The organism is Pseudomonas sp. ZT5P21 (assembly GCF_054897785.1).
The window spans coordinates 1503989-1527825 of the sequence record NZ_CM142705.1 but is presented as its reverse complement, the minus strand read 5'-3'; the positions used below and the strand labels follow the sequence as shown (position 1 = coordinate 1527825).

Here is a 23837-nt window from a genome sequence, read left to right as displayed (position 1 = left end):
CAGTCATATCAGCGCCCCGGCTCGTCATTCCAAAGATATTTATGCAGCTGCAATTGCAGACGTACTGGCAGGTTGTCCGCCACCACCCAGTCCGCCAGGTCCCGAGCATTCAGGTCATGGTGGCTTGGCGAGAACAGCACTTCGCCGGCACGCCGGTCCAGACCGTATTGAATCAGCTTGGACACAGCCCAGTCGTAGTCTTCCCGCGAGCAGATGACAAACTTCACCTGATCGTTGGGCGTGAGCAACTCGATGTTCTCGTAGCGGTTGCGATGCGCTTCCTTCGAACCCGGGGTTTTCAGGTCGACTACGCGACTGACCCGTGAATCTACCGCCGAGATATCAAGTGCACCACTGGTTTCCAGTGACACTTCGTAACCGGCGTCGCACAACTGCTTGAGTAATGGGATGGCATTTGGTTGCGCCAGCGGCTCGCCGCCGGTGACACACACATAACGCGGGCGGAAGCCGGCCACTTGCTCGAGAATATCGTCGAGCGCGCGGACAGTGCCGCCAGTGAACGCATAGGCGCTGTCGCAGTATTGGCAACGCAATGGGCAACCGGTCAGGCGCACAAAAACAGTGGGCAGCCCGGCAGTCCGCGTCTCTCCCTGCAACGAGTAGAAAACTTCGGTGATTCTCAATGTGTCTTGCATAGTCGCCACGGGCGTAACAGCTAAACAGGCTGTCCGCCTCCGTCAGGCACTTCAAGGAACCCCGCCAATGCGCAGATCCCAAAAAGCGTGTTTCATAAAAAGGGCGTGAATTCTAACGAAAAAACCCGCGACAAGCGCGGGTTTCTTCAAAACGGGTCTCGCAGGCTTACATGCGCTGCAGATCGCGTTGGGCCAGCTGAGCGGCGGAAGTGCCCGGATACTGGGACACAACTTGCTGCAGAATGCCTTTCACCTTGTCGGGATGACCGAGGCGGCGTTCTACATCAGCCAGCTTGTACAGCGAGTCAGGCACTTTGTTGTGCTTTGGATACAGCTGCGACACCTTGGCAAATGCCTGACCTGCACCTTGCAGATCGCCTTTGGCCAGGTTCACTTCGCCCAACCAGTACTGGGCATTGCCCGCGTACTGGCTGTTCGGGTATTTGCGCAGGAAAGCGGCAAAAGCCTGGCTGGCCTTGTCGAAATCCTTGGCCTTGATCAGGTCGAAGGCTGCATCGTAATACAGTTTTTCCTTCGCCGGATCCGCCGGTTCGCTACCCGCGGCAGGCGCTTGAGTGGAAGTGGCAGCGGCTGCCACCCCTGCACCTGCGCCAGCTGCTGCACCGGGGGCATTCAGATCGCCACCGGTAGAAGAATTCTCAGGAGTCGCGGCTGGTGCAACGCCGGTTCCTATGCGCCGATCAAGATCCTGATATCGCTCCAGGCTTTCCTGCTTCATGCGCGCTACATCATTTTGCAGAACTTCGATGATGCCTTGTTGGCGCGAGATCTGCTCCTGCATCGATTGCAGTTGGTTGAACAGCTCGCCCTGTGCCGAGACAGGGGCCGAAACCCCTCCCCCGGCATAGGCGCCGTTCGTACCGTAACCCGCAGGCGGATAACTACTCCCGCTATTGTTATAGCCAGAGTTGTCCTCGACCACAGGAACCGCAGCCCACACCGCGAGCGGTGCGAGGCTGAGAGCCAAAACAGTTACAGCACGACGGCACGTTCGCATGACGAATTACTTACGCAGTTCGACGCGACGGTTTTGAGCCCAGGACTGCTCGTCGTTGCCGGTAGCAACTGGACGCTCTTCGCCGTAGGAAACCAGTTCCAGCTGAGCTGGGGAAACACCTTGCAGTACCAGGTAGCGTTGAACGGCTTTCGCACGACGCTCGCCCAGTGCCATGTTGTACTCACGAGTACCACGTTCGTCGGTGTTGCCTTCCAGAACAACGCGAGCGCCGTTTGCTTTCAGGTCTTTGGCGTGAACGTCCAGAGCGCGCATGGCTTCTGGCTTCAGGTCCGAGCTGTCGTATTCGAAGTAGAAGGTGGTGATTGCGCGCAGAGCAGCTTCTTCGCTCAGGGAGCCATCAACGGCACCAGTGTTAGCGCCGTAACCAGCGTTTGGATCAACAGCGCCTTCACCGGCATTGTCGCCGCCTTTGGACGAGCAACCTACAGCTACAGCCATGGCCAGAGCCAGCGCAGCAAATTTACCAAACTTCAGCATTTCCATCGTGAAACTCCTAATGAACCCCAGTGTGTTAAGTAAAACGTGTAGCGCCGCGTCAGTTCAGGTAAGGGGACCAGGACGGTTCTCTGACTTCGCCTTGTGCGGTAGGAAGCGGGAGCCTCACGCGTCCATTAATGGACACGAGCATCAAGACTCCCCGGCCCTGCTGGCGGGTGGCGTAGATTACCATGGTGCCGTTGGGCGCAACAGTAGGCGACTCGTCCAGAGTGCTATCAGTGAGGATTTTTACGCTCCCGCGCTGCAAATCCTGGGACGCCACCTTGAAATTAGTGAAGCCATCCTGGCGGTGAATCATCACCAGGGTCTTTTCATCAGCCGAAAGCTTCGGGTTGGCGTTGTAGTTACCGATGAAGGTCACGCGTTCCGCACCACCGCCACCCACGCTGGTTTTGTAGATCTGTGGCTTGCCGCCACGGTCTGAAGTGAAGTAGATGGTCGAACCATCCTTACCCCAGAACGGCTCGGTGTTGATGCCGGGACCGTTGGTGACGCGCGTGATCTGACGCGAACCCAGGTTCATTACATAGATGTCCGGGTTGCCGTCTTTCGACAGTACGAACGCCAGGCGATTGCCATCCGGCGACCAGGCGGGTGCGCCATTCAGGCCTTCGAAGTTGGTGATCTGCTCACGGCGACCGGTGTCGATGTTCTGCATGAAAATACGCGGACGCTTCTGCTCGAATGACACATACGCGATGCGCTTGCCATCCGGTGCGAAACGCGGCGACAGGATCGGCTCGCGCGATTGCAGCAGGGTCACGGCGCGGGCACCGTCATAGTCAGAACGTTGCAGCGTGTAGCGCGTGTTCTTCTCGGAGAAACGCTCTGCAGTCACGTACAGCAGACGCGTCGAGAACGCACCTTTGATACCGGTGAGTTTTTCGAACGACTGATCCGCTATGTAGTGCGACATGTCGCGCAATTGATCAACGCTGCCCGACACGCTGCCGGTCAGCACTTGCTGTTCAGTAGCAACGTTGAACAGAGCATATTGAACCTGCAGGCGACCGCCTGCTGGAGCAATGCTGCCGACCATGACGTACTGGGCGCCCAGCGCCTTGAAGTCACGGAAGATGATTTCGCTGGCCTGGCTCGGCTGGCTGATCATGTTCTGCTTTGGAATCGGCGAGTAATAACCCGAGTTGCGCAGGTCGTTACCGATGATTTCGGCCATGTCATCCGGCAGCACGCTGCCGCCCTGGTTGCCGAACGGTACGACGGCGATCGGGGTAGCCCGATCACTGCCGCTGGTGACCAGAATGTTTTTTTCATCTGCCGCCGCAATCCCTGCCAGGCAGCAGATCACGACAAGCATTCCTCGAAGAAGGTTTCTCACAAGGCTAGATCCTCAGGTGTGAATGTCATCTTGAATGAACGATACGGGGCGAAATCGCCCGGCTTCATTCCCTGCATTTCTGTCAAACGTCCAATATTCTTCACCGCAGCAACTGCTGAGGCATCAAACGGACCGTCGCCACTGGACTTGGCCACGCTGACCGAGGTCACCGTACCGTCCGGCAACATGCCTATTTGCAGCACGACCGTCATGCCTTTGCGTGCTGAAGGTGGACGAGCCCAACCTTCCGCTGCGCGTGCACGAATCAAATCATCGAAACTGCCGGCGACTTCGTCACCCTGCTCATCCGCCAAGGCCTGCTGACGTTGCGGCGTGTCGGAAAGCAAATCTGCCAAGGCCTGAGCCTTTTTCTCTTCGGCGGATTTACGTGCCGCTTCCTGCGTTTTCTTTTTCGCAGCATCGGCAGCAGCTTTCTTCTTCGCGTCTTCGGCGACTTTCTTTTTCGCCTCTTCAGCTTCAGATTTCTTCTTGGCGTCTTCCGCGGCTTTCTTCTTCGCGTCTTCGACGATCTTCTTCTTGGCTTCTTCAGCGGCCGCTTTCTTGGCCTCTTCTTCAGCCGCTTTCTTGGCTTCTTCTTCGGATTTCTTTTTGGCTATATCAGCCAATTGTTTCTCTTCGGCCTTTTTGGCTTCGGCGGTTTTCTTCGCTTCATCGGCTTTCTTGGCTTCATCAGCCTTTTTAGCCTCTTCCGCTTTCTTCGTCTCGTCGGCCTTCTTGGATTCTTCGGCTTTTTGAGCCGCGTCTTCCTTCTTTTGTTCCGCGGCTTTGATCGCTTCCTGCTCGATCAACTTCTGCTCCATCTGTTCGACTTCGGTCTGGCGCGCGGCGGATTTCTTCGCCTCACCCGCAATCTTCTGATTGGTCTGGGTGGTCGCCTGACTTTTCGACTTCAGCTGATACAGGGTCGCCTGGACAATCGGCTTGGCCGGCGGCAGCTCCGGTGTGAAGGCGAAACTGACGAACAGCATGCCAAAAACCAGCACGTGCAAGACAATCGCCCAGACACTCGGCCAGAAGTAGCTTTCCGAGGCTGTTGGCTCTCGCTGTTGCTGCATCAGGGCGCCTCGGTAATCAAGCCAACGTTACCGACTCCGGCTTTCTGCAACCCGCCCATCGCGCCCATGACGGAACCGTAATCAACGGTCTTGTCGCCGCGGATAAACACTTGGGTACGCTTGCCGCCTTCAGTGCCGGCGCGAATGATCTTGGTCACCGCGTCAGTCATCTGCGGCAAGGTCATTGCCTTGTCCTGTTGCTTTTCGGTGTCGACTTCGCTGCCAAGGTTCCAGTAGTAGGTCTTGTCAGCCTTGATCGAAATGGTCAGGACCTGAGTGTTGTTGTCCTGCGGCAAGGCTTCGCTGGAAACCTTGGGCAGATCAACTTTCACGCCCTGATTGAGCATCGGCGCGGTCACCATGAAAATGACCAGCAGTACCAGCATCACGTCGATGTAAGGCACCACGTTCATCTCGGCGACCGGCTTGCGCTTTTTGCGAGCTCGAGCGATTAAAGCCATTGGAAATTACCTGCTTATTCTTCGCTGGTGTGCACTTTGCGGTGCAGGATCGCCTGGAATTCGTCGGCGAAGGTGTAGTAACGGCCGATCAGCGTTTCGCTGCGAGCGGCAAAACGGTTGTAAGCGATAACGGCGGGGATGGCGGCGAACAGACCGATCGCGGTGGCGATCAGTGCCTCGGCGATGCCCGGGGCCACGGTGGCCAGGGTCGCTTGCTGGGCAGTGGCCAGACCACGGAAGGAGTTCATGATGCCCCAGACCGTACCGAACAGACCGATGTACGGGCTGACGGAACCGACAGTGGCGAGGAACGGCAGGCTCTGCTCGAGTTTTTCTTCTTCGCGGGAGATGGCGACGCGCATGGCGCGGGCCACGCCTTCCATGACCGCTTCCGGATCAACACCTGGCTGCTGGCGCAGACGAGAGAATTCCTTGAAACCGGCACGGAAGATCTGTTCGACGCCCGAATCCGGGTCAGGGTTGCTGCCGGCCTGACGGTACAGCTTGGACAAATCGATACCCGACCAGAAGCGCTCTTCAAAGCTCTCCAGGGCACGTCGACCGGCGCGCAGCAAGTTGCTGCGCTGAAAGATCATGATCCATGAGGTCACCGATGCGGCTACCAGGATCAGCATTACCAGTTGCACCACGATACTGGCATTGCTGACCAGGCTCCACATGGAGGAATGGTCGACGACGTTAGCTTCCACGCTTTATCTCCTGCTTTGAGTGTGTACCCGCGCCGCTCACGTCGGCGAAGGCCGCACGTAGAGCTTCGGGAATGGCCCGGGGTTTCAAACTGTTAGTGCGCACACAGGCCACCAAAAACTGCCCTTCGCAGAGCAGCGCATTATCCGTGGCTCGCCTGACCTGCTGTTTGAAGCGCAGGCTGACACGGTTCAATTCAATTACTTCAGCGCTTACCAGCAGTTCGTCGTCCAGTCGCGCCGGCGCGTGATAACGCGCTTCGCTGGAATGCACGACAAACAACAGGTCCTCTCCTGCCAGCTGGGATTGGGCAAAGCCCAGCTCCCGGAGCCGCTCGGTTCGAGCCCGTTCCATAAACTTGAGGTAATTAACGTAATACACGATGCCGCCCGCATCGGTGTCCTCGTAATAAACGCGACAACGATGTGCGAACGGCTCAAGCCCGTTTTGCGCGCGCATACTCTAGTGCTTACTCCTCAGGTTGCCAATCCGGCCAGGCAACTGTTTTTCATTGATTCACGGCTTTCTGGCAAAACCACGGTCCTGGGACAGCACAATGCCCGAAAAATCAGCGCGTAAAGGTTAATTAATCGTCCACTGCATCAAGGAACTCGTCTACCACGGGCATCTCGCCCAATCGTGACGGAATGTTTAAACCAAAGTGCAGGTACGCATGCCGTGTAACCACTCGCCCCCGCGGGGTGCGCATGATGTAGCCCTGCTGGATCAGGTACGGCTCCAGCACGTCTTCGATCGTGTGGCGCTCTTCGCTGATCGCGGCGGCCAGGCTGTCCACGCCGACCGGCCCACCGTCGAACTTCTCGATCATGGTCAACAGCAGACGCCGGTCCTGGTGGTCGAAACCACGTTCGTCGACATCCAGCAGATTCAACGCGAGGTCGGCAATGGGTTTGGTGATATGGCCCTTGGCGCGGACTTCGGCGAAATCACGCACCCGACGCAACAAACGGTTGGCAATACGCGGCGTACCACGGGCACGGCGAGCGATTTCGAAGGCGCCTTCGGGGTCCAGCGGCAAGCCGAGGATGGTTGCCGAGCGGCTCACAATCGTTGCCAGATCAGCCGTGTTGTAAAACTCGAGGCGCTGGACGATGCCGAAGCGGTCGCGCAAAGGATTGGTCAGCATGCCGGCGCGCGTCGTCGCCCCTACCAGCGTAAATGGCGGCAAATCCAGTTTGATCGAACGCGCAGCCGGCCCTTCACCAATCATGATGTCGAGCTGGAAATCTTCCATGGCCGGGTACAGCACTTCTTCGACAATCGGTGACAGCCGATGGATTTCGTCGATGAACAGCACGTCGTGAGGCTCAAGGTTGGTCAGCAGCGCGGCCAGATCACCCGGGCGCTCAAGGACCGGGCCCGAGGTGCTTTTGATCGACACGCCCATTTCCTGGGCGATGATGTTGGCCAGGGTGGTTTTACCCAGGCCCGGCGGGCCGAAGATCAGCGTGTGGTCCAGGGATTCGTTACGCCCACGGGCAGCCTGGATGAACAACTCCATTTGCTCGCGAACGGTCGGCTGACCAATGTATTCGGCCAGACTGACAGGACGAATCGCCCGGTCCTGGACTTCCTCGCGGTCGCGAGGGCCAGGCGTGGCGGTTATCAGACGATCAGCTTCAATCACTTAGATCATTCCCTTCAGGGCACGACGAATCATGTCTTCACTGCTCAAACCTTTCTCCTTGATCGCGGAAATCGCCTTGCTGGCTTCCTGCGGCTTGTAGCCCAGGGAGATCAGCGCGCTGACCGCGTCATTTTCGGCGGTAGCGACCGGATGCGGCGCATCTGGCCCACCCGGCTGGTTCGGCACCAGGGCAAACATCGCCGGCACGGTTTCCCACGCCTTGAAGCGATCCTTGAGTTCCACCAGCAAACGCTCGGCCGTCTTCTTGCCCACGCCCGGGACCCTGGTCAGCGCCGAGGTGTCCTGGGATTGCACGCAACGTACCAGCTCATCGACTTCCAGGCTCGACATCAAGGCCAGTGCCAGTTTCGGCCCGACACCATTGAGACGGATCAACTCGCGAAAAAAGTCTCGCTCACGCTTGCTGGCGAAGCCATAGAGTAACTGCGCGTCTTCGCGTACGACCAAATGGGTGTGCAAGGTCAGCGGTTCACCGACCGACGGCAAGCGATACAGCGTGGTCATGGGCACTTCCAGCTCATACCCCAGACCGTTTACATCCAGAATCAGGTGCGGCGGCTGTTTCTCAGCCAGAGTGCCGCGCAAGCGTCCAATCACGTTTCAGATCCTTGAGCGTTGGCCAGACCGGTGCTGGCGACTGACAGAACAAGGGTTTTGCACCGACAACACAGGCGCAAAACCCTTACTCCGTAAAAATGACTGCTGATGCTATCAGAGACGCAGGCGCCCGCCACGACTGCGTGCCGTGCCCAAGCCATGTGGCAGCAGGCTGGAACGGGTGTGAGCATGGCATATGGCAATTGCCAGGGCGTCCGAGGCATCGATTTGCGGCTTGCTGGTCAGTTTCAGCATGTGCATGACCATCATCTGCACCTGCTCTTTATTCGCCGCGCCGGTTCCGGTCACGGCCTGCTTGACCTGGGTGGCGGTGTACTCTGCGATTTCCAGATTTTCTTCGGCGCCGGCAACGATTGCCGCACCGCGGGCCTGACCGAGTTTCAACGCGGAGTCGGCATTGCGCGCCATGAAGACCTTTTCGATGCCCATGGTCGTCGGGCCGTAGGTCTGGATGACTTCCCGCACGCTGCGATAGACGATTTGCAAACGCTCATGCAGTTCACCGGAACCAGTGCGAATGCAGCCAGACGCCACGTACACACAGCCACGCCCGGTATCGCGTACCACGCCATAACCGGTAATGCGCGAACCGGGGTCGATACCTAGAATTAGAGTCATAACGCTACATATGTAGGAGCGAGCTTGCTCGCGATGGACGTTAACGATAACGCGGTTCGCCTGAAATGAGCGCGGCGCTCTCAGGTTTTTCGCGAGCAAGCTCGCTCCTACAAAGGGCGCATCAACCGAGCTGTGCGGCCACCGACTCCGGGATATCCGCGTTGGAGTAAACGTTCTGCACGTCATCCAGGTCTTCAAGCATGTCGATCAGCTTGAGAACCTTCTCGGCACCTTCCAGATCCAGTTCGGCACTGGTGGTCGGCAGCATGACGATTTCCGCGTCGTCACCTTTGAAACCGGCCGCTTCCAGTGCGTTACGCACGGAGTAGAAACCGGCAAACGAGGAGAACACGTCGATGGAACCGTCTTCGTGGGTGACCACGTCATCGGCGTCGGCTTCCATGGCCGCTTCGATCAAGGCGTCTTCATCAACGCCCGGCGCAAAGGAAATCTGCCCCTTGCGCTCGAACAGATAGGCCACGGAACCGTCGGTACCCAGGTTGCCGCCGCATTTGCTGAAGGCATGGCGAACAGCCGCTGCGGTGCGGTTACGGTTGTCGGTCATGCACTCGACCATCACCGCCACGCCACCCGGGCCGTAGCCTTCGTAGGTCAACTCGACCATGTCGTCGGTGTCGGCAGCACCGGCACCGCGCGCCACTGCGCGATCGATGATGTCGCGGCTCATGTTTGCACCCAGCGCCTTGTCCAGGGCCAGACGCAGACGCGGGTTGGAGCCCGGATCACTGCCACCCTGACGGGCCGCAACGGTCAGTTCACGAATCCACTTGGTGAAAATCTTGCCCTTCTTGGCATCCTGACGTTCTTTGCGGTGCTTGATGTTCGCCCACTTGGAATGACCCGCCATAACTCGCTCCGAATTCTCTTTGAAACCATTACCCGCTGCGCACAATGCGCCAGCCAGCAATAAAAAATCTCGACCTAAAGAAAAGGCGCACCCCAGAGGATGCGCCTTTGCGGTCAGCCCTACTCGGCCTTCGGCGTTTCGCGCAGACGAATGTGCAGTTCGCGCAATGCCTTGGCATCTACCACGCCCGGTGCTTGCGTCATCACGTCGGCAGCACTCTGGGTTTTCGGGAAGGCGATCACTTCACGGATCGACTGGGCGCCGGTCATCAGCATCACCAGACGGTCCAGACCGAAGGCCAGACCACCGTGTGGCGGTGCGCCGTACTTCAGGGCGTCGAGCAGGAAGCCGAATTTCTCTTCCTGTTCCGCTTCGTTGATCCCCAGCAGGCGGAATACTGTCTGCTGCATTTCCTTACGGTGGATACGGATCGAACCGCCACCCAGCTCGGTGCCGTTCAGTACCATGTCGTAGGCACGGGACAACGCGGTCGCCGGGCTGGCTTCCAGTTCTTCGGGGGTGCACTTCGGCGCGGTGAACGGGTGGTGCAAGGCACTGAAGCTGCCGTCGTCGTTTTCTTCGAACATCGGGAAGTCGACGACCCACATTGGCGCCCACTTGCAGGTCAGCAGGTCCAGATCGTTGCCGACCTTGATTCGCAGCGCGCCCAAGGCTTCGCTGACGATCTTGGCTTTGTCGGCACCGAAGAACACGATGTCGCCGTCAACCGCACCCACCCGATCGAGGATCACGTTGAGGTTGGCTTCAGGGATATTTTTGACAATAGGCGATTGCAGCCCCTCGACGCCCTTCGCGCGCTCGTTGACCTTGATGTACGCCAGGCCCTTGGCACCGTAGATGCTGACGAACTTGGTGTAGTCGTCGATCTGCTTGCGCGGCATGCTCGCCGCGCCAGGAACGCGCAGGGCGGCAATGCGGCATTTCGGATCGTTGGCCGGGCCGCTGAAGACCTTGAAGTCGACTTCTTTCAACTGGTCGGCAACGTCCACCAGCTCCAGCGGGTTACGCAGGTCCGGTTTGTCGGAACCGTAACGGCGCATGGCTTCTTCGAACGTCATGTGCGGGAAGTCGCCGAACTCAAGATCCAGCACTTCCTTGAACAGGTTGCGGATCATGCCTTCGGTCAGGCCCATGATGTCTTTTTCATCAAGGAAGCTGGTTTCGATGTCGATCTGGGTGAATTCAGGTTGACGGTCGGCACGCAGGTCTTCGTCGCGAAAGCACTTGGCGATCTGGTAGTAACGGTCGAAGCCGGCCACCATCAGCAACTGTTTGAACAACTGCGGCGATTGCGGCAAGGCGAAGAAGGAACCGGCGTGAGTACGGCTCGGCACCAGGTAGTCGCGAGCACCCTCAGGGGTGGCCCGGGTCAGGATTGGCGTCTCGACGTCTAGGAAACCGTTCTCGTCCAGGTAGCGACGGATGCTGGTGGTCATGCGCGAACGCAGACGCAGCTTCTCGGCCATTTCCGGGCGGCGCAGGTCGAGGAAGCGGTAGCGCAGGCGCGTTTCTTCGCCAACATCGGAGAACTCGTTGAGCGGGAACGGCGGGGTTTCCGATTCATTCAGCACTTCAAGCTCGTAGCCCAGCACTTCGATCATGCCCGACGCCATGTTAGCGTTGGTGGCACCGGCGGGACGCAGACGGACCTTGCCGGTGATCTTGACCACATACTCGCTGCGCACGCGGTCGGCGGCGGCGAAGGATTCAGCGCGGTCCGGGTCGAACACCACCTGGGCCAGACCGTCACGATCACGGATATCGAGGAAAATCACCCCACCGTGGTCACGGCGACGGTGAACCCATCCGCAAAGGGTAATTTCCTGGCCTTCCAGGCTTTCGTTCAGTTGGCCGCAATAATGGCTGCGCATCATGGTAGTGGTTTCGCTTCTCGTAATTCGAAATTCGGTTGGAGGCCTTGCGTGCATCAAGTGCTGGATGATGCAAGAGCTCGCACGTGTCGTTCAACTCGGGTTCCAGACCCTAGTCGGCTTTGTCGCCGCCGGCCAGGTTCTTCTTGGAGCCGGTCTTGAAATCGGTTTCGTACCAGCCGGTGCCGCTGAGGCGGAAGCCCGGCATGGACAGCATCTTTTTAAGCTCTGGCGCCTGGCATGCAGGGCAGTCGACCAGCGGTGCTGCGCTGATCTTTTGAATGGCTTCCAACTGATGACCACAGGAAGCACATTGATAGTCGTACATCGGCATGGGGGTCGTCTCGGCGATCAGATTGCTACCGCACACGCTGGGTTTTGCGGCAAAGCGCGGGATTATATCCATTAAATGCAGCCTGTGCAGCCGTAAGACTGCACAGACCGACACTCGACGCCTTCCGCCGCCAAGGCTCTAGGCCATTACGCCACAACGCTCCTCCTTCAGGCTGTGCACAACGCAGACAACTCGCACCAGCCCGGTAAAGTTCTTCACCCCGCCGTGTCGCAAATGCACCTGGCGATCCACGTGGGACAGCAGAGCACTGACCGAACAGCAATTGATCCTGGCCATTTCCGCCAAAATATCCCAATAAACCTGCTCAAGCCGCAAACAGGTGGCAAAGCCATTCAAACGCACTGACCGGGACAACGGCTGAGCCAGGCCCATGTCGAATTCTCTGACAAACGGATCGACCCTTACTTCCTTGAACGGACCTAACCCCCCCTCGTTTAACCTGCTTCCATAAACCATCCGTTGACACTCCTTTGCCATCCCTGGTTTCTATAAGAGCCATGTTGCGGGTCTTATAAAAGCGCAGGCGCAGAGTTATATCCAGATGACTTTATGACCATCAGCGTAGGATAAGCCAACAACTGAAGGCAGATCATGGACACCGTCCTAGTCGGGACAATGTCCTACGCAATCGAGTGAAAAATCATTCAACGAACAGGCTGCGACCGACAGAGCGCGAACAACACCTGACAGCGTCATCCGCGCACTGAAACAGTGTCAGTCCAGCAATGAACGCAACATCCACGCGGTTTTCTCGTGAACCTGCATGCGCTGGGTGAGCAGGTCCGCCGTTGGCTCGTCGCTGACTTTGTCGAGCAAGGGAAAGATCCCGCGTGCAGTGCGCGTGACAGCTTCCTGTCCTTCGACAAGTTGCTTGATCATATCCTCTGCACTGGGCACACCCGCTTCTTCCTTGATGGAAGAAAGGCGCGCATATATCGAATAGGCGCCGGGAGCAGGAAAGCCAAGCGCACGGATTCGTTCGGCAATCGAATCGACCGCCAGCGCCAACTCGTTATATTGCTCCTCGAACATCAGGTGCAGGGTCCGAAACATGGGACCGGTGACATTCCAGTGGAAGTTATGGGTCTTCAAATAAAGTACATAAGTGTCCGACAGCAGACGCGACAGTCCGTCGACGATGGACTTGCGGTCCTCTTCACTGATACCGATATCGATTGCCATGTTTTTCCCCTAAAGGTGATGAATTTCATCCGACAGGTGCTGGACCACTCTAGCAAGCCTGTCGCGCAACCGCAGCCCGGATTGCCCGCGACCTGCGACAAATCGCTCCCGATGCACCGCTGGACTCCCTGATTTGAGTAGCTGCAAGCTTTGCTGTTAAATAGACAGTGTGTCGCTGGCGCCTATTTTTTTTTCGGGCGCGGCGCATAGGCTGATACCAGGTGCGTGCCCAACGCCTCTTAAATAGTCCTGAAGCGAACCGCGCCCCATCAGCTCTTCCTTGTGATCCGTCTTAACGTGAGTTAATCAAAATGTTGAAAATCGTCCACCTGCTAACGGGCGCAGCGGCCCTGCTGCTGTCCTTCATCCCTAGCCTGCGATCCGAAGCTGTTCCTTACCTGCAACAACCCGATGCGCTGTACCTGGCCTTTTTCGGCCTGCTCAACCTCACCCTCGCACCTGTCATTCCATACTGGAACAAAGGTCCGCGTCATCAACTGCAAAATCTGGTCAGCGCCTTGCTGGTTCTGACTGTTGTTCTGCAAACGCTGACGCTGCTCGCGCCGATGCCTGTCATCGCCGGTCAACCTGCCGTTCTGTTCAGTCTGGTGGCAGCCCTGATCGCCGTTCTTCTGCACCTGGCAATCAGCTTCTACAAATCCACACCGGCTACCGCCTCGCCAAGCTACGACATGAGCAACCGCGATACCGGCACCGTCAAGTGGTTCAACACCTCCAAAGGCTTCGGCTTCATTTCCCGTGATTCCGGCGATGATATTTTCGTGCATTTCCGGGCTATTCGTGGCGAAGGCCATCGCGTTCTGGTCGAAGGCCAGCGCGTGGAGTTCTCCGTCATGAATCGTGACAAGGGCCTGCAAGCCGAAGACGTGATCGCCGCGCTGCCGCGACGCTGATTCAAGGCTAAAAAAAACCGCGAGCAGCCAGGCTGTTCGCGGTTTTTTATTGCCTGCTTTTAATAATGCGGCGGTGGCGCTTCTTCTTCAAAGGTTTCGAACTGACCGGCCATTTCCTCCTGCCGCTTGAGCAGGGCGGCCATTTGCAGTTGCAGGCGTTCCACTGCGCGCTGCTGCGTCGCCAGCACATCGCTCAATGCCTGGATGGTGTCATCCTGAAACGCCAGCTGGCTCTCCAGATCGGTAACGCGTTCTTCCAGGCTCATGATTCAACCCTCCAGAAACGTGAAATCTTCGGTCAACACCAGACGCAGCCGCTCGCGAATGACCGCGATCTGCTCCGCCGTGTACGGTTTGGCCGGGTGTTTGCCCCACACCGGCGCGGGCCAGGCGGCGTCCTCGCGTTTGCGCACAACCACATGCATGTGCAACTGACTGACAACGTTACCCAAGGCCGCGACATTCAACTTGTCTGCGTCAAACGAATCCTTGAGCATCTCCGCCAACGCGGTCGTTTCCTGCCACAGTTGCCGCTGATCGGCGACATCCAACTGAAATATCTCACTGATGTCGTCGCGTCGTGGCACCAGGATAAACCACGGGTAGTTCGAATCATTGGACAGCAGCAGCCGACTGAGCGGGAAATCCCCGATCGGTAACGTGTCTTGTTGAAGTCGTGGATCTAAAGCGAACACTGCGCGCACTCCCGGCTGCTCATCATTTTCAGCTTAGCGCCCATCCTGAGAGACGGCGCACCAAGCGACAGGACGCCAGCATACCTGCGAACGGCGCTGGCTTCACGACGAACCAGTCAAAGCGCGACCACACCGACAAGCCACACTGCGAACGCCCCGAGATGAGACATATTTCGCGAGAGCGCACCATTACAGAACCGGCAACCACGCATCAAACGTCGAAATGACCGTGAAACCAAGGTCAGTTCACATCCCATCACAGACCTTGCTGTATGAATTCAGTACAGCGATTAAAATTTTTTGCACCAAAACCGCACAGTGCGTCTACGCTGAGTGCGTCGGGCATCCGCCATCTACTCACTGACGGGGTGAACCGGTAACGTTTTTGGTTGTCGCGCAGTCGACCAGAGAGGTGCAACACGATGCAAACCATGGCGTCAAGCCCCATCAAAAGGTGCTTGTAACCCCCGGTTTTATGAGGTTTTTACGGTAACAGGCTGGCATTCTGAAAAAAAAACAGCGAATTGCTGATTTGTGCACGCTTGTTGCATTCACACTCACATCGCCTTCAAAGCGTCCGCTGGAAGTGGAAGCCTTCAAGGCAATAAAAACGGTGGCAGGGTTGCCCGATGGAGATTCAAACGTTTCACCAAGGACTCTTTTTACCGATGCTCAAACCTTGGAAAAACAGCGTTGAAGTTGTGATTCCTATTGCATTGGGGCTGTAAATTTGCGACATCTACCAAGCCGTTTGCGACAGGGTCGTAAAGAAGCTGAAAGGATAGATGCGCAAGTATCGCCAACATGGTCGGCGTGATATAAGTTTGCGCCGACACAAAAAGAAAGAGCCGCCCAGATAATAAATCAGGTGGGACGGCAGTACTCTTCTAAAACCAAAGGAGCAAATCACGATGCGCGTGATGAAGTGGAGCATGATCGCACTGGCAGTTGCAGCAGCAGCCAGTACTCAAGTGGCTATGGCCGCACCTTTCGTAAGTGACCAGGCTGAAGCCAAAGGTTTTGTTGAAGACAGCTCGCTGAACTTGCTGGTTCGCAACTACTACTTCAACCGTGACAACAAGGATGGCGCCGCCGACGTCAAAGACTGGACTCAAGGTCTTTGGGGCACGTTCAACTCCGGTTACACCCAAGGTACTGTTGGCGTTGGCGTTGATGCGTTCGGTTACCTGGCCATCAAACTGGATGGCGGCGATGGCACTTCCGGTTCGGGTAACATGAGCCGTAGCGACACCCGCAAAGCCAACGGTGCCCGCGAGGTCAACGACAGCCAGGGTAAAGCCGGCGCAGCCGTTAAATTCCGCGTCTCCAAAACAGAGCTGAAAGCCGGCGACATGTCGCCAAGCACTGCTCCAGTGTTTGCTGTTGGCGGTTCCCGTATCCTTCCGCAAGTGGCCAGCGGTTTCCAACTGCAAAGCAGTGAAGTCAAAGACCTTGACCTCGAAGCCGGTCACTTCTACTCGGGTTCCAGCCAGGACAAAAACGCCCGTGACGGCGACCTGTTTGCAAACTACGCCGGCGTTCAAGCCGACAGCATCGACTATTTCGGTGGCAAGTACGGCATTACCGATAACCTTTCCGCATCGCTGTATGGCGCCAAGCTGGAAGACATCTGGAACCAGTACTACGCCAACGTGAACCTCACCACCCCGATTAGCGGTGACACGTCGCTGAACACCGACTTCAACATCTACCGCACCACCGACACCGGTGACGCGAAAGTCGGCGACATCAGCAACACAACATTCTCGCTGGCAACTGCTCTCTCGTTCCTGAAAGCACATACCATCACCCTGGCCTTCCAAAAGGTTAATGGCGATACCCCGTTCGACTACATCGGTATCGGCAAGAACAACCGCGGCGGCGACTCGATCTTCCTCGCCAACTCCATCCAGTACTCCGACTTCAACGCTCCTAACGAGAAGTCTGCCCAGATCCGTTACGATCTGAAAATGGCTGAGTACGGCGTTCCTGGTCTGAGCTTCATGACCCGTTACGTTAAAGGTTGGGACATTGATGGCACCGGTCTGGCGGCCAACAGCCAATACCGTAACAGCGACGGCGATCCACTGTACGGTGCAGACGGCAAGCACAACGAAACTAACTTCGAAGCCAAGTACGTTGTTCAGTCTGGCCCGGCAAAAGATCTGTCCGTCCGCTTCCGTCAAGCTTGGCACTTTGCTAACGCCGACGAAGGTGAAGGCGACGTGAAAGAGTTCCGTGTCATCGTCGACTACCCATTGTCGATCTTGTAATCGCATCCAGTTAATTTGCGGTAACAAACAAAAAGGCCCATCTTCGGATGGGCCTTTTTTGTTGCCTGTGTATCGCGTATTACGCAACAGACTCCTGAACCACTCGAATCACCCGCTGTGGAAACGGGATATCTATACCGGCCGTTTTCAAGCGGTCCCGGGACTGTTCGTTGAACATGAACATCACATCCCAGTAATCTGCCGTCTTCACCCACACTCGCAGGGAAACAGTGATCGAACTGTCGCCCAAGGTGGAAATGACCGCTTCCGGGGCCGGTTCGGCCAGGATGCGTTCATCCTTGGCCAGATCCAGTAACACTTCGCGAGCCTTCTGCAAGTCGGCTTCGTAATCCACGCCCACATCAAACACAACCTTGCGGGTTGGCTGACGGTTAGTGTTGGTGATGATGCCGTTCGACAGGTTACCGTTAGGCACGATGATGGTTTTGTTATCGCCCGTACGCAGCACGGTGTGGAAGATCTGAATGCTGTCGACAGTACCGGCCACCCCTTGGGCTTCGATCCAGTCGCCGATACGGAACGGACGGAACAGCAGAATCAACACGCCACCGGCAAAGTTCGCCAGGCTGCCCTGCAAGGCCAGACCGATGGCCAGACCCGCCGCACCAATGGCCGCGACGAAGGAAGTGGTTTCCACACCGATCATCGAGGCCACGCTGACGATCAGCAACACCTTGAGAATAATGTTCGCCAGACTGCTGATGAACCCTTGCAGTGCCAGGTCGGCGTTACGCAGTGCCAGCAGGCCGCCGAGCTTTTGCGTCACTTTGTTGATCAGCCACCAGCCGATGGCCAGCGTGAGTATCGCCAGCAGCACACGGCTGCCGTATTCCATGATCATCGGAATCCAGGCTTGGGACGCCTTGACCAGGTTGTCCACTTCAGTATTCAAATCCATCTTTTATCTCCTGTTTTCCGGCTGCCCTGCACAAAAAAATGCGAGCAGAAATATCCCGCCAGGTTGACCACAATTGAGGTGGTCTCGACTGAAAAGTCAGTCGCGGAAGTTGTTGAACTGCAACGGCATGTCGAACGTCTTGGCGCGCAGGGCCGCGATGGCTTCCTGCAAATCGTCACGCTTCTTGCCCGTGATGCGCACTTGCTCGCCCTGAATGGCCGCTTGAACCTTCAATTTGGCGTCCTTGACGTGAGCGACGATTTTCTTCGCCAGTTCTTTGTCGATGCCTTCCTTGAGGACCGCTTCCTGCTTCATCAGCTTGCCCGACGCATAGGCATCCTTGACTTCAAGGCACTGCACGTCGATCTTGCGCTTGACCAGCGCCAGCTTGAGGATCTCAATCATCGCTTCGAGCTGGAAATCGGCTTCAGCGGTCAGGTTGACGGTCAGGTCCTTTTCCTTGAACTCGAAGGTGCCTTTGCCTTTCAGGTCATAACGACGATCGAGTTCCTTGACGGCGTTCTCGACGGCGTTGGTGACTTCGTGTTTGTCCAGTTCGGATACCACGTCGAACGACGGCATGTAATCTCTCCAATAAAGGGCGCGCTCGATCAAAATGGAGCTCGCCTGGCTTGCGGTTAAAATCCGCGCTGATTATAACGGGTCTTTCCCATCATTCACTGCGAGCCTCCGATGCGCGCCTTATACAGAGCAAAAAACTGATGTCCACCCCCTGGCATGTTCTGGGCGCCGGCAGCCTCGGCACCTTATGGGCTACGCGCCTGGCGCGGGGCGGGGTGCCGGTCAGGCTGATCGTGCGAGATGCAGCGCGTCTACAGGCTTATCAGTCGGCGGGCGGTCTGACGCTGGTGGAACATGGCGAAGCAAAAACCTGGGACATCCCCGGCGAGACTGCCGACAGCGACGAGCCGGTCAATCGCCTGCTGGTGGCCTGCAAAGCTTACGATGCCGAGCAAGCCGTGGCTCGACTGGCACCGCGGCTGACGCCTGGCGCCGAGCTGATCCTGTTGCAGAACGGTCTTGGCAGTCAGGACGCCGTCGCCGCGCAGGTTCCGCAGGCGCGCTGCATTTATGCGTCGAGCACTGAAGGTGCGTTTCGCGATGGCGACTGGCGCGTAGTGTTCGCCGGTCACGGTTACACCTGGCTAGGGGATGCCGGACATCCCGTGGCGCCCATCTGGCTGGATGACGTGAGTGCCGCCGGCATTCCCCACGAATGGAGCACCGACATTCTCACCCGGCTGTGGCGCAAACTGGCGCTCAACTGTGCAATCAATCCGCTGACGGTGCTGCACGACTGCCGCAACGGCGGCTTGCAAGACCATCACTGCGAAATTGCCACGCTCTGCAGTGAATTGACCGAGCTGCTGGAACGCTGCGGCCAGCCGGCAGCGGCCGAGGACCTCCAGCAGGAAGTGGAACGGGTGATTCATGCCACAGCAGCCAATTACTCCTCGATGTATCAGGACGTCGCGAATCGGCGCCGAACCGAAATCAGCTACCTGTTGGGTTACGTCTGCAAAGTTGCCTCGCGACATCAGTTGAACATTCCGCACCTCAACCAGTTGCAACAGCGGCTGATCACCCATCTGCACAGCCTTGGATTGCCCAGCGACTGAGCAGCGGCTACGCTGGCCACTTGTTCCTTTGCAGCGATAACACCTGATGCCATTGCGCGAGCGCCTCGAGAACCTTCCGGTCGGCCAGAAATTGCTGGCCGCCCTGCTGGTGCTGTTGACCACCGTTCTACTGGTCGCCAACCTGACCTTTATCAGCGCCGCTTATTACATTTCCCAGGAAAGCATGGCGCCTCAGGCGTTGCAGACCATCGGCCGACTGGTGTCGAACCCGAGCCTGGTGTCCGAAGCACTGGCATCGCCCCAAAGTGCGCAACGCCTGCTCGATGAACTCAACAGCTACTCACCGCTGCGTGCCGCCGCCCTCTATAACGGCAAGGGTGAACGGCTGGCACAATTGCAACATGGCGATCATCTGAACCTGCCGGAGCGCTTCCGCCACATCGAATCCTGGCAAGCCACTGAATTTCGCAGCAATCAATTGATCACCCTGCCCCGCCCCGGCACCGCGCCCGGCCACTTGTTACTGGTCGCCAGCAGCGAGTTGCCCATGGCTTTCTACACCGGGACTTTGACCGCAAGCCTCGGCATCCTGATCTTCAGTGTGCTGTTGTGGCTGGTGATCGCCCGGCAGATCAAACGCCTGATTACCCGGCCGATCCATCAGCTTGAAGAGTTGTCCCGGCAAGTGACCCGGGAAGAGAACTACGCCCTGCGCGCTTCCCGCGGCAACCATGACGAAATCGGCAGTCTGGCCGAAGCCTTCAACACCATGCTCTCGCGGATCGAGGCGCGGGAGCAGCAACTCAAACGCGCGCGTGACGATTCCCAGGCCGCTTACGATCAGGCCCAGGGCCTGGCCGAAGAAACCCGTCACACCAACCGCAAACTGGAGCTCGAAGTCCAGGTGCGCAGCAAGATCGAGAAAAAACTCACCGGATTCCAGAATTACCTCAACAGCATCATCGACTCCATGCCATCAGCGCTGATCGCCCTCGACGAGCAGCTCTACGTGACGCAATGGAATCAGGAGGCCAGCGCCCTCTCCGGCACGCGACTGGACGAAGCGCTGAATCAGCCGATCTTCCTCGCCTTCGAACCGCTCAAGCCGTTTCTGCCGCAGCTCAAACAAACCGTCGAACAGCACACCGTGGCGAAGATCGAGCGCGTGACCTGGTTCAAGGACGATGAGCCCAGGCACTACGCCCTGACCTTTTATCCGCTGATGGGCGGCGCCGGGCGCGGCGTGGTGATCCGAATCGACGACATTACCCAGCGCCTGTCCCTGGAAGAAATGATGGTGCAGTCGGAAAAAATGCTCTCGGTCGGTGGCCTCGCCGCCGGCATGGCCCACGAGATCAACAACCCGCTGGGCGCGATCCTGCATAACGTGCAGAACATTCGCCGACGACTGTCCCCCGAGCTGCCGAAAAACCTCGAACAGGCCGAACAGATGGGCATCGAGCTGGACACAGTCAACGAGTACCTGAAAGCGCGTGAAGTGCCGCAGTTACTCGACGGCATCCAGCAGGCCGGCGCCCGGGCGGCGAAGATCGTGACCCACATGCTCAGTTTCAGCCGCCGCAGCACCCGGCAAATGGCCCCGTGCGATCTGCCGGCGCTGATCGATCAGGCCGTGGAAATCGCCGGCAACGATTTCGACCTGGCGATCGGCTTCGACTTCAAGGGCCAGGCGATCATTCGCCAGTTCGATCCGGCGCTGGGCCCGGTGCCCGGCACCGCCAACGAACTCGAGCAAGTGCTGCTCAACCTGCTGAAAAACGCCGCGCAAGCCATTCACCAGCGCGAAGACGACCGTGAGCCGGGGCGAATCATTCTTCGCACGAAGCTGAATCCACCGTGGGCGGAAATCCAGGTCGAAGACAACGGCATCGGCATGAGTGAGAGCGTGCGCAAACGCACCTTCGAACCGTTCTTCACCACCAAGGAAATCGGTCAGGGCACCGGGCTTGGGCTGTCGGTCTCGTATTTCATCATCACCAACAACCACAAAGGTCAGATGGAAGTGCAATCGACCCTGGGACAGGGCACCTGTTTCACCTTGCGCCTGCCGTTGGCGAGTACCCCGCTCGTCTCTCAAGAACTCAATCAACTATCGAGGTAACCATGGGTTTTCGCTTGTCGAAGATTTACACCCGAACCGGCGACACAGGAGAAACCGGACTGGGGGACGGCCGTCGCGTGCCTAAGGATCACCCTCGGATCGAGGCCATTGGTGAAGTCGATACATTGAACAGTCACGTCGGCGTGTTGCTGGCCGGACTCGCCGCCGAAACCGGCAGGTTTCCAGGATTGAACGAAGTGATCGAGGTGTTGGCGCCTTGTCAGCATCGGCTGTTCGATCTGGGTGGAGAGCTGGCGATGCCGGTGTATCAGGCGCTGAACGCGGCAGAGATTGAACGCCTGGAAGCGGCGATCGATGTGTGGAATGAAGAACTGGGACCGCTGGAAAACTTTATTCTGCCCGGGGGTTCCGCGTTGATTGCCCAGGCGCATGTGTGCAGAAGTCTGGCGCGCAGTGCCGAGCGGCGGTGTCAGCATTTGAATGCCGTCGAGCCGTTGACCGGGCTTGGGCTGGCCTATATCAATCGGCTGTCGGACTTGCTGTTTGTGGCGGCGCGGTTGATTGCCAGGCGGCAGGGGATTGCGGAGATTTTGTGGCAGCCGGCGGTGAAGCCAGAGATTTAGTCGGCGCGTGTAAGACCGCCTTCGCGAGCAAGCCCGTTCCCACATTCGACCAAGTTTTCCCAGAAGAAATACAGTCGAATGTGGGAGCGGGCTTGCTCGCGAAGGGGCCAGCCGCTACACCAAAGAATCAGGCCAGAACGCCCGAATCCCCGCCACGCCCTGCGCCCCCGCCTCCCACGCCTTCTGCTGCTCTGCCGGCCCAACACCACCCAGCAAAAACACCGGTTTGCTGAAACCTTCGATCAGCACCGAAGCCTGCTCCCAACCTAACGGCTGAGCCCCCGGGTGCGTCAAGGTCGGCTGCACCGGCGACAAGGTCACAAAGTCCACACCCATCTGCTCCGCCAGCGCCAGTTCTTCAGCGTTATGGCAGGACGCCGCCAACCAGCGCGACGCCGGTAGCGGGCGGCCGGCAGCCGCGTATTTGCGCAGTTGCGCCGAGGTGATGTGCCAACCGGCCGACGGGAAATCGCCCAGCCACTCGAACGGCCCCTTGATCATCAACTGCGCCTTGCCGGCACACAGCCCCGCCGCATCCACCGCCAGGTCGCGGTACTTCGGATCGTAACCGTTGGGCGCCCGCAGCTGGATCAGCTTGATCCCGCCGGCGATGGATTTCTGAATACCGCGCAGCAAGGCCGGGGCTTCCAGGTCTTCTGGGGTGATCAGGTACTGCGCAGGTAACCTTGCGGCCGCGACAATCGGCTGGTTGGCCGCCGGAAATTCATAGCCCGGCAGATCACGCGGCGCTACCCACTCCAAAGGCTGGCCTTCGGCACCGTGCGGTTCGCCGGTGAAGGCAGAGACTTCCCAGACATCCAGCAACACTTGCTTGTCCGGGTAATCATGGCGGACCTTGATCAATGGTCGTGCAGTGTTGACCACAATCCCCAACTCTTCGTGAAGCTCGCGAGCCAGCGCGGTTTCGACGGATTCATCGGCCTCGACCTTGCCACCGGGAAACTCCCACAGACCGCCCTGGTGCTGAGTGTCGGCACGGCGGGCGATGAGAATCTTGCCGCTGGTATCGCGAATGACGGCGGCTGCTACGTGTACTCGTTTCACTGCCCGATCTCCTCCAGACCCGCCTTCTGCCACGCCTTGAAGGCTGGCCATTGGTAGATCGTCTCGACGTAGGCTTCATCCGCCGCCGGCAATTTCACCTGATAGGTGCGCAGGCGTACGGCAATGGGGGCGAAGAAAGCATCGGCCAGGGTCGCGCCGCCAAACAGGTACGGACCGGTTTCAGTCGCCGCGGCGCGACACTCGGCCCACAGCGCCAACATGCGTTCGATGTCCGCCTGGACGTCAGCGGGCGTCGGCGACAGCGGTGCGTCGTGACTCAGATCGAATGGCATGTTGCCACGCATGGCGAAGAACCCGGCGTGCATCTGCGCGCACGCCGAACGTGCCTGGGCGCGGGCGGCGACATCGTTGGGCCAGAGGCCGGCGTCAGGGAATTGTTCGGCCAGGTACTCGGCAATCGCCAGGGAGTCGGCGATGGTGCCGTGTGCGGTTTTCAGCAGCGGGACTTTACCGGTCGGCGAATGCTTGAGCAGACGTTCACGGGTGTCCGGCTGGTTCAGCTTGATGAGCTCTTCGGTGTACGGAGCGCCGGCCAGATCGAGGGCCAGTGCGCCGCGCAGGGACCAGGAGGAAAGCAGTTTGTCGCCGATGATCAGGTGGAGGCTCATGTTCGGGACCTTTTTATGAAGGAAACAGGCCAGTCTAGGTGGTGACTGACAGACCG

Annotated in this window: 27 protein-coding genes; 5 read left to right on the top strand and 22 right to left on the bottom strand. The window is 58.1% G+C overall.

Going from position 1 to position 23837, the window contains the following annotated elements; all coding sequences use genetic code 11:
• Nucleotides 1–8: 8 nt before the first annotated feature.
• The 16 genes from queE to ACYZT9_RS06920 form a co-directional block, all read right to left on the bottom strand.
• Nucleotides 9–656, bottom strand: a complete 648-nt coding sequence (gene queE / locus ACYZT9_RS06995) for a 7-carboxy-7-deazaguanine synthase QueE (RefSeq protein ID WP_462009144.1) — start codon at nucleotides 654–656, stop codon at nucleotides 9–11.
• A 166-nt stretch (nucleotides 657–822) separates the two neighbouring features.
• Nucleotides 823–1674, bottom strand: coding sequence for a tol-pal system protein YbgF (gene ybgF, locus ACYZT9_RS06990; RefSeq protein WP_462009143.1), 852 nt, complete (start codon nucleotides 1672–1674; stop codon nucleotides 823–825).
• Between the two features lie 6 nt (nucleotides 1675–1680).
• Nucleotides 1681–2178, bottom strand: a complete 498-nt coding sequence (gene pal, locus ACYZT9_RS06985; RefSeq protein ID WP_003178634.1) for a peptidoglycan-associated lipoprotein Pal — start codon at nucleotides 2176–2178, stop codon at nucleotides 1681–1683.
• Between the two features lie 52 nt (nucleotides 2179–2230).
• Entirely contained in the window at nucleotides 2231–3532 is a 1302-nt protein-coding gene (tolB, locus tag ACYZT9_RS06980) for a Tol-Pal system beta propeller repeat protein TolB (protein WP_462009142.1), read from the bottom strand.
• A complete protein-coding gene (tolA, locus tag ACYZT9_RS06975) occupies nucleotides 3529–4608 on the bottom strand; it encodes a cell envelope integrity protein TolA (protein WP_462009141.1) in 1080 nt (359 codons plus the stop codon). Before tolA ends, tolB begins: the two co-directional genes overlap by 4 nt.
• Complete coding sequence (gene tolR / locus ACYZT9_RS06970) at nucleotides 4608–5060, bottom strand: protein TolR (protein WP_161807482.1); 453 nt, start codon at nucleotides 5058–5060, stop codon at nucleotides 4608–4610. The genes tolA and tolR overlap by 1 nt, the downstream gene beginning before the upstream one ends.
• Nucleotides 5061–5083: 23 nt before the next feature.
• Nucleotides 5084–5779 (bottom strand): protein TolQ, encoded by a 696-nt coding sequence (tolQ, locus tag ACYZT9_RS06965; RefSeq protein WP_008027789.1) that lies wholly within the window; start codon nucleotides 5777–5779, stop codon nucleotides 5084–5086.
• Nucleotides 5769–6236, bottom strand: coding sequence for a tol-pal system-associated acyl-CoA thioesterase (gene ybgC, locus ACYZT9_RS06960; protein ID WP_054044992.1), 468 nt, complete (start codon nucleotides 6234–6236; stop codon nucleotides 5769–5771). Before ybgC ends, tolQ begins: the two co-directional genes overlap by 11 nt.
• Nucleotides 6237–6363: 127 nt before the next feature.
• Entirely contained in the window at nucleotides 6364–7425 is a 1062-nt protein-coding gene (gene ruvB / locus ACYZT9_RS06955; RefSeq protein WP_056741402.1) for a Holliday junction branch migration DNA helicase RuvB, read from the bottom strand.
• The gene (ruvA, locus tag ACYZT9_RS06950; RefSeq protein WP_462009140.1) at nucleotides 7426–8043 is read right to left on the bottom strand and encodes a Holliday junction branch migration protein RuvA; all 618 of its coding nucleotides are present in this window, start codon (nucleotides 8041–8043) and stop codon (nucleotides 7426–7428) included.
• Between the two features lie 114 nt (nucleotides 8044–8157).
• On the bottom strand, nucleotides 8158–8682 hold the full coding sequence (ruvC, locus tag ACYZT9_RS06945; RefSeq protein ID WP_462009139.1) for a crossover junction endodeoxyribonuclease RuvC: 525 nt from the start codon (nucleotides 8680–8682) through the stop codon (nucleotides 8158–8160).
• A 121-nt stretch (nucleotides 8683–8803) separates the two neighbouring features.
• On the bottom strand, nucleotides 8804–9550 hold the full coding sequence (locus ACYZT9_RS06940) for a YebC/PmpR family DNA-binding transcriptional regulator (protein ID WP_462009138.1): 747 nt from the start codon (nucleotides 9548–9550) through the stop codon (nucleotides 8804–8806).
• Between the two features lie 119 nt (nucleotides 9551–9669).
• Nucleotides 9670–11445: an aspartate--tRNA ligase gene (gene aspS / locus ACYZT9_RS06935; protein ID WP_462009137.1), complete on the bottom strand. Its 1776-nt coding sequence runs from the start codon at nucleotides 11443–11445 to the stop codon at nucleotides 9670–9672.
• 109 nt (nucleotides 11446–11554) lie between these two features.
• Nucleotides 11555–11776: an FmdB family zinc ribbon protein gene (locus ACYZT9_RS06930; RefSeq protein WP_010457489.1), complete on the bottom strand. Its 222-nt coding sequence runs from the start codon at nucleotides 11774–11776 to the stop codon at nucleotides 11555–11557.
• A gap of 138 nt (nucleotides 11777–11914) precedes the next feature.
• Nucleotides 11915–12253 carry a ribbon-helix-helix domain-containing protein gene (locus ACYZT9_RS06925; RefSeq protein ID WP_462009136.1) on the bottom strand — a complete coding sequence of 113 codons (339 nt, stop codon included), beginning with the start codon at nucleotides 12251–12253 and terminating at the stop codon, nucleotides 11915–11917.
• Between the two features lie 258 nt (nucleotides 12254–12511).
• Nucleotides 12512–12979, bottom strand: a complete 468-nt coding sequence (locus tag ACYZT9_RS06920) for a Dps family protein (protein WP_462009135.1) — start codon at nucleotides 12977–12979, stop codon at nucleotides 12512–12514.
• A 311-nt stretch (nucleotides 12980–13290) separates the two neighbouring features.
• On the opposite strand from ACYZT9_RS06920, the gene ACYZT9_RS06915 reads away from it, so the two are divergent.
• Nucleotides 13291–13893: a cold-shock protein gene (locus ACYZT9_RS06915; RefSeq protein ID WP_462009134.1), complete on the top strand. Its 603-nt coding sequence runs from the start codon at nucleotides 13291–13293 to the stop codon at nucleotides 13891–13893.
• A 59-nt stretch (nucleotides 13894–13952) separates the two neighbouring features.
• On the opposite strand, the gene ACYZT9_RS06910 is transcribed toward ACYZT9_RS06915, so the two are convergent.
• On the bottom strand, nucleotides 13953–14159 hold the full coding sequence (locus ACYZT9_RS06910) for a SlyX family protein (protein WP_008029236.1): 207 nt from the start codon (nucleotides 14157–14159) through the stop codon (nucleotides 13953–13955).
• A 3-nt stretch (nucleotides 14160–14162) separates the two neighbouring features.
• A complete protein-coding gene (locus tag ACYZT9_RS06905) occupies nucleotides 14163–14588 on the bottom strand; it encodes an HIT domain-containing protein (RefSeq protein WP_462009133.1) in 426 nt (141 codons plus the stop codon).
• A 911-nt stretch (nucleotides 14589–15499) separates the two neighbouring features.
• Between ACYZT9_RS06905 and ACYZT9_RS06900 the strand changes: the two genes are divergently transcribed.
• Nucleotides 15500–16861 (top strand): OprD family porin, encoded by a 1362-nt coding sequence (locus tag ACYZT9_RS06900; RefSeq protein WP_462009132.1) that lies wholly within the window; start codon nucleotides 15500–15502, stop codon nucleotides 16859–16861.
• Nucleotides 16862–16940: 79 nt separating this feature from the next.
• Here the strand turns inward: ACYZT9_RS06900 and ACYZT9_RS06895 are convergent, their stop codons facing one another.
• A complete protein-coding gene (locus ACYZT9_RS06895; RefSeq protein WP_462009131.1) occupies nucleotides 16941–17780 on the bottom strand; it encodes a mechanosensitive ion channel family protein in 840 nt (279 codons plus the stop codon).
• 96 nt (nucleotides 17781–17876) lie between these two features.
• A complete protein-coding gene (locus tag ACYZT9_RS06890; RefSeq protein ID WP_007906601.1) occupies nucleotides 17877–18362 on the bottom strand; it encodes a YajQ family cyclic di-GMP-binding protein in 486 nt (161 codons plus the stop codon).
• Between the two features lie 140 nt (nucleotides 18363–18502).
• Here ACYZT9_RS06890 and ACYZT9_RS06885 point away from each other — a divergent pair, with 140 nt between their 5' ends.
• From ACYZT9_RS06885 to ACYZT9_RS06875, 3 genes are read left to right on the top strand one after another with little or no spacing between them, the layout of a single operon-like run.
• Nucleotides 18503–19420 (top strand): putative 2-dehydropantoate 2-reductase, encoded by a 918-nt coding sequence (locus ACYZT9_RS06885; RefSeq protein WP_462009130.1) that lies wholly within the window; start codon nucleotides 18503–18505, stop codon nucleotides 19418–19420.
• Between the two features lie 46 nt (nucleotides 19421–19466).
• Entirely contained in the window at nucleotides 19467–21503 is a 2037-nt protein-coding gene (locus ACYZT9_RS06880) for a sensor histidine kinase (RefSeq protein WP_462009129.1), read from the top strand.
• A 2-nt stretch (nucleotides 21504–21505) separates the two neighbouring features.
• Nucleotides 21506–22087, top strand: coding sequence for a cob(I)yrinic acid a,c-diamide adenosyltransferase (locus ACYZT9_RS06875; protein ID WP_462009128.1), 582 nt, complete (start codon nucleotides 21506–21508; stop codon nucleotides 22085–22087).
• Nucleotides 22088–22201: 114 nt separating this feature from the next.
• Here ACYZT9_RS06875 and ACYZT9_RS06870 read toward each other — a convergent pair whose 3' ends face one another.
• Together ACYZT9_RS06870 and ACYZT9_RS06865 are read right to left on the bottom strand one after the other, a co-directional pair.
• The gene (locus ACYZT9_RS06870) at nucleotides 22202–23152 is read right to left on the bottom strand and encodes a Nudix family hydrolase (protein WP_462009127.1); all 951 of its coding nucleotides are present in this window, start codon (nucleotides 23150–23152) and stop codon (nucleotides 22202–22204) included.
• Nucleotides 23149–23781, bottom strand: a complete 633-nt coding sequence (locus tag ACYZT9_RS06865; RefSeq protein WP_462009126.1) for a glutathione S-transferase family protein — start codon at nucleotides 23779–23781, stop codon at nucleotides 23149–23151. The genes ACYZT9_RS06870 and ACYZT9_RS06865 overlap by 4 nt, the downstream gene beginning before the upstream one ends.
• Nucleotides 23782–23837: the final 56 nt, after the last annotated feature.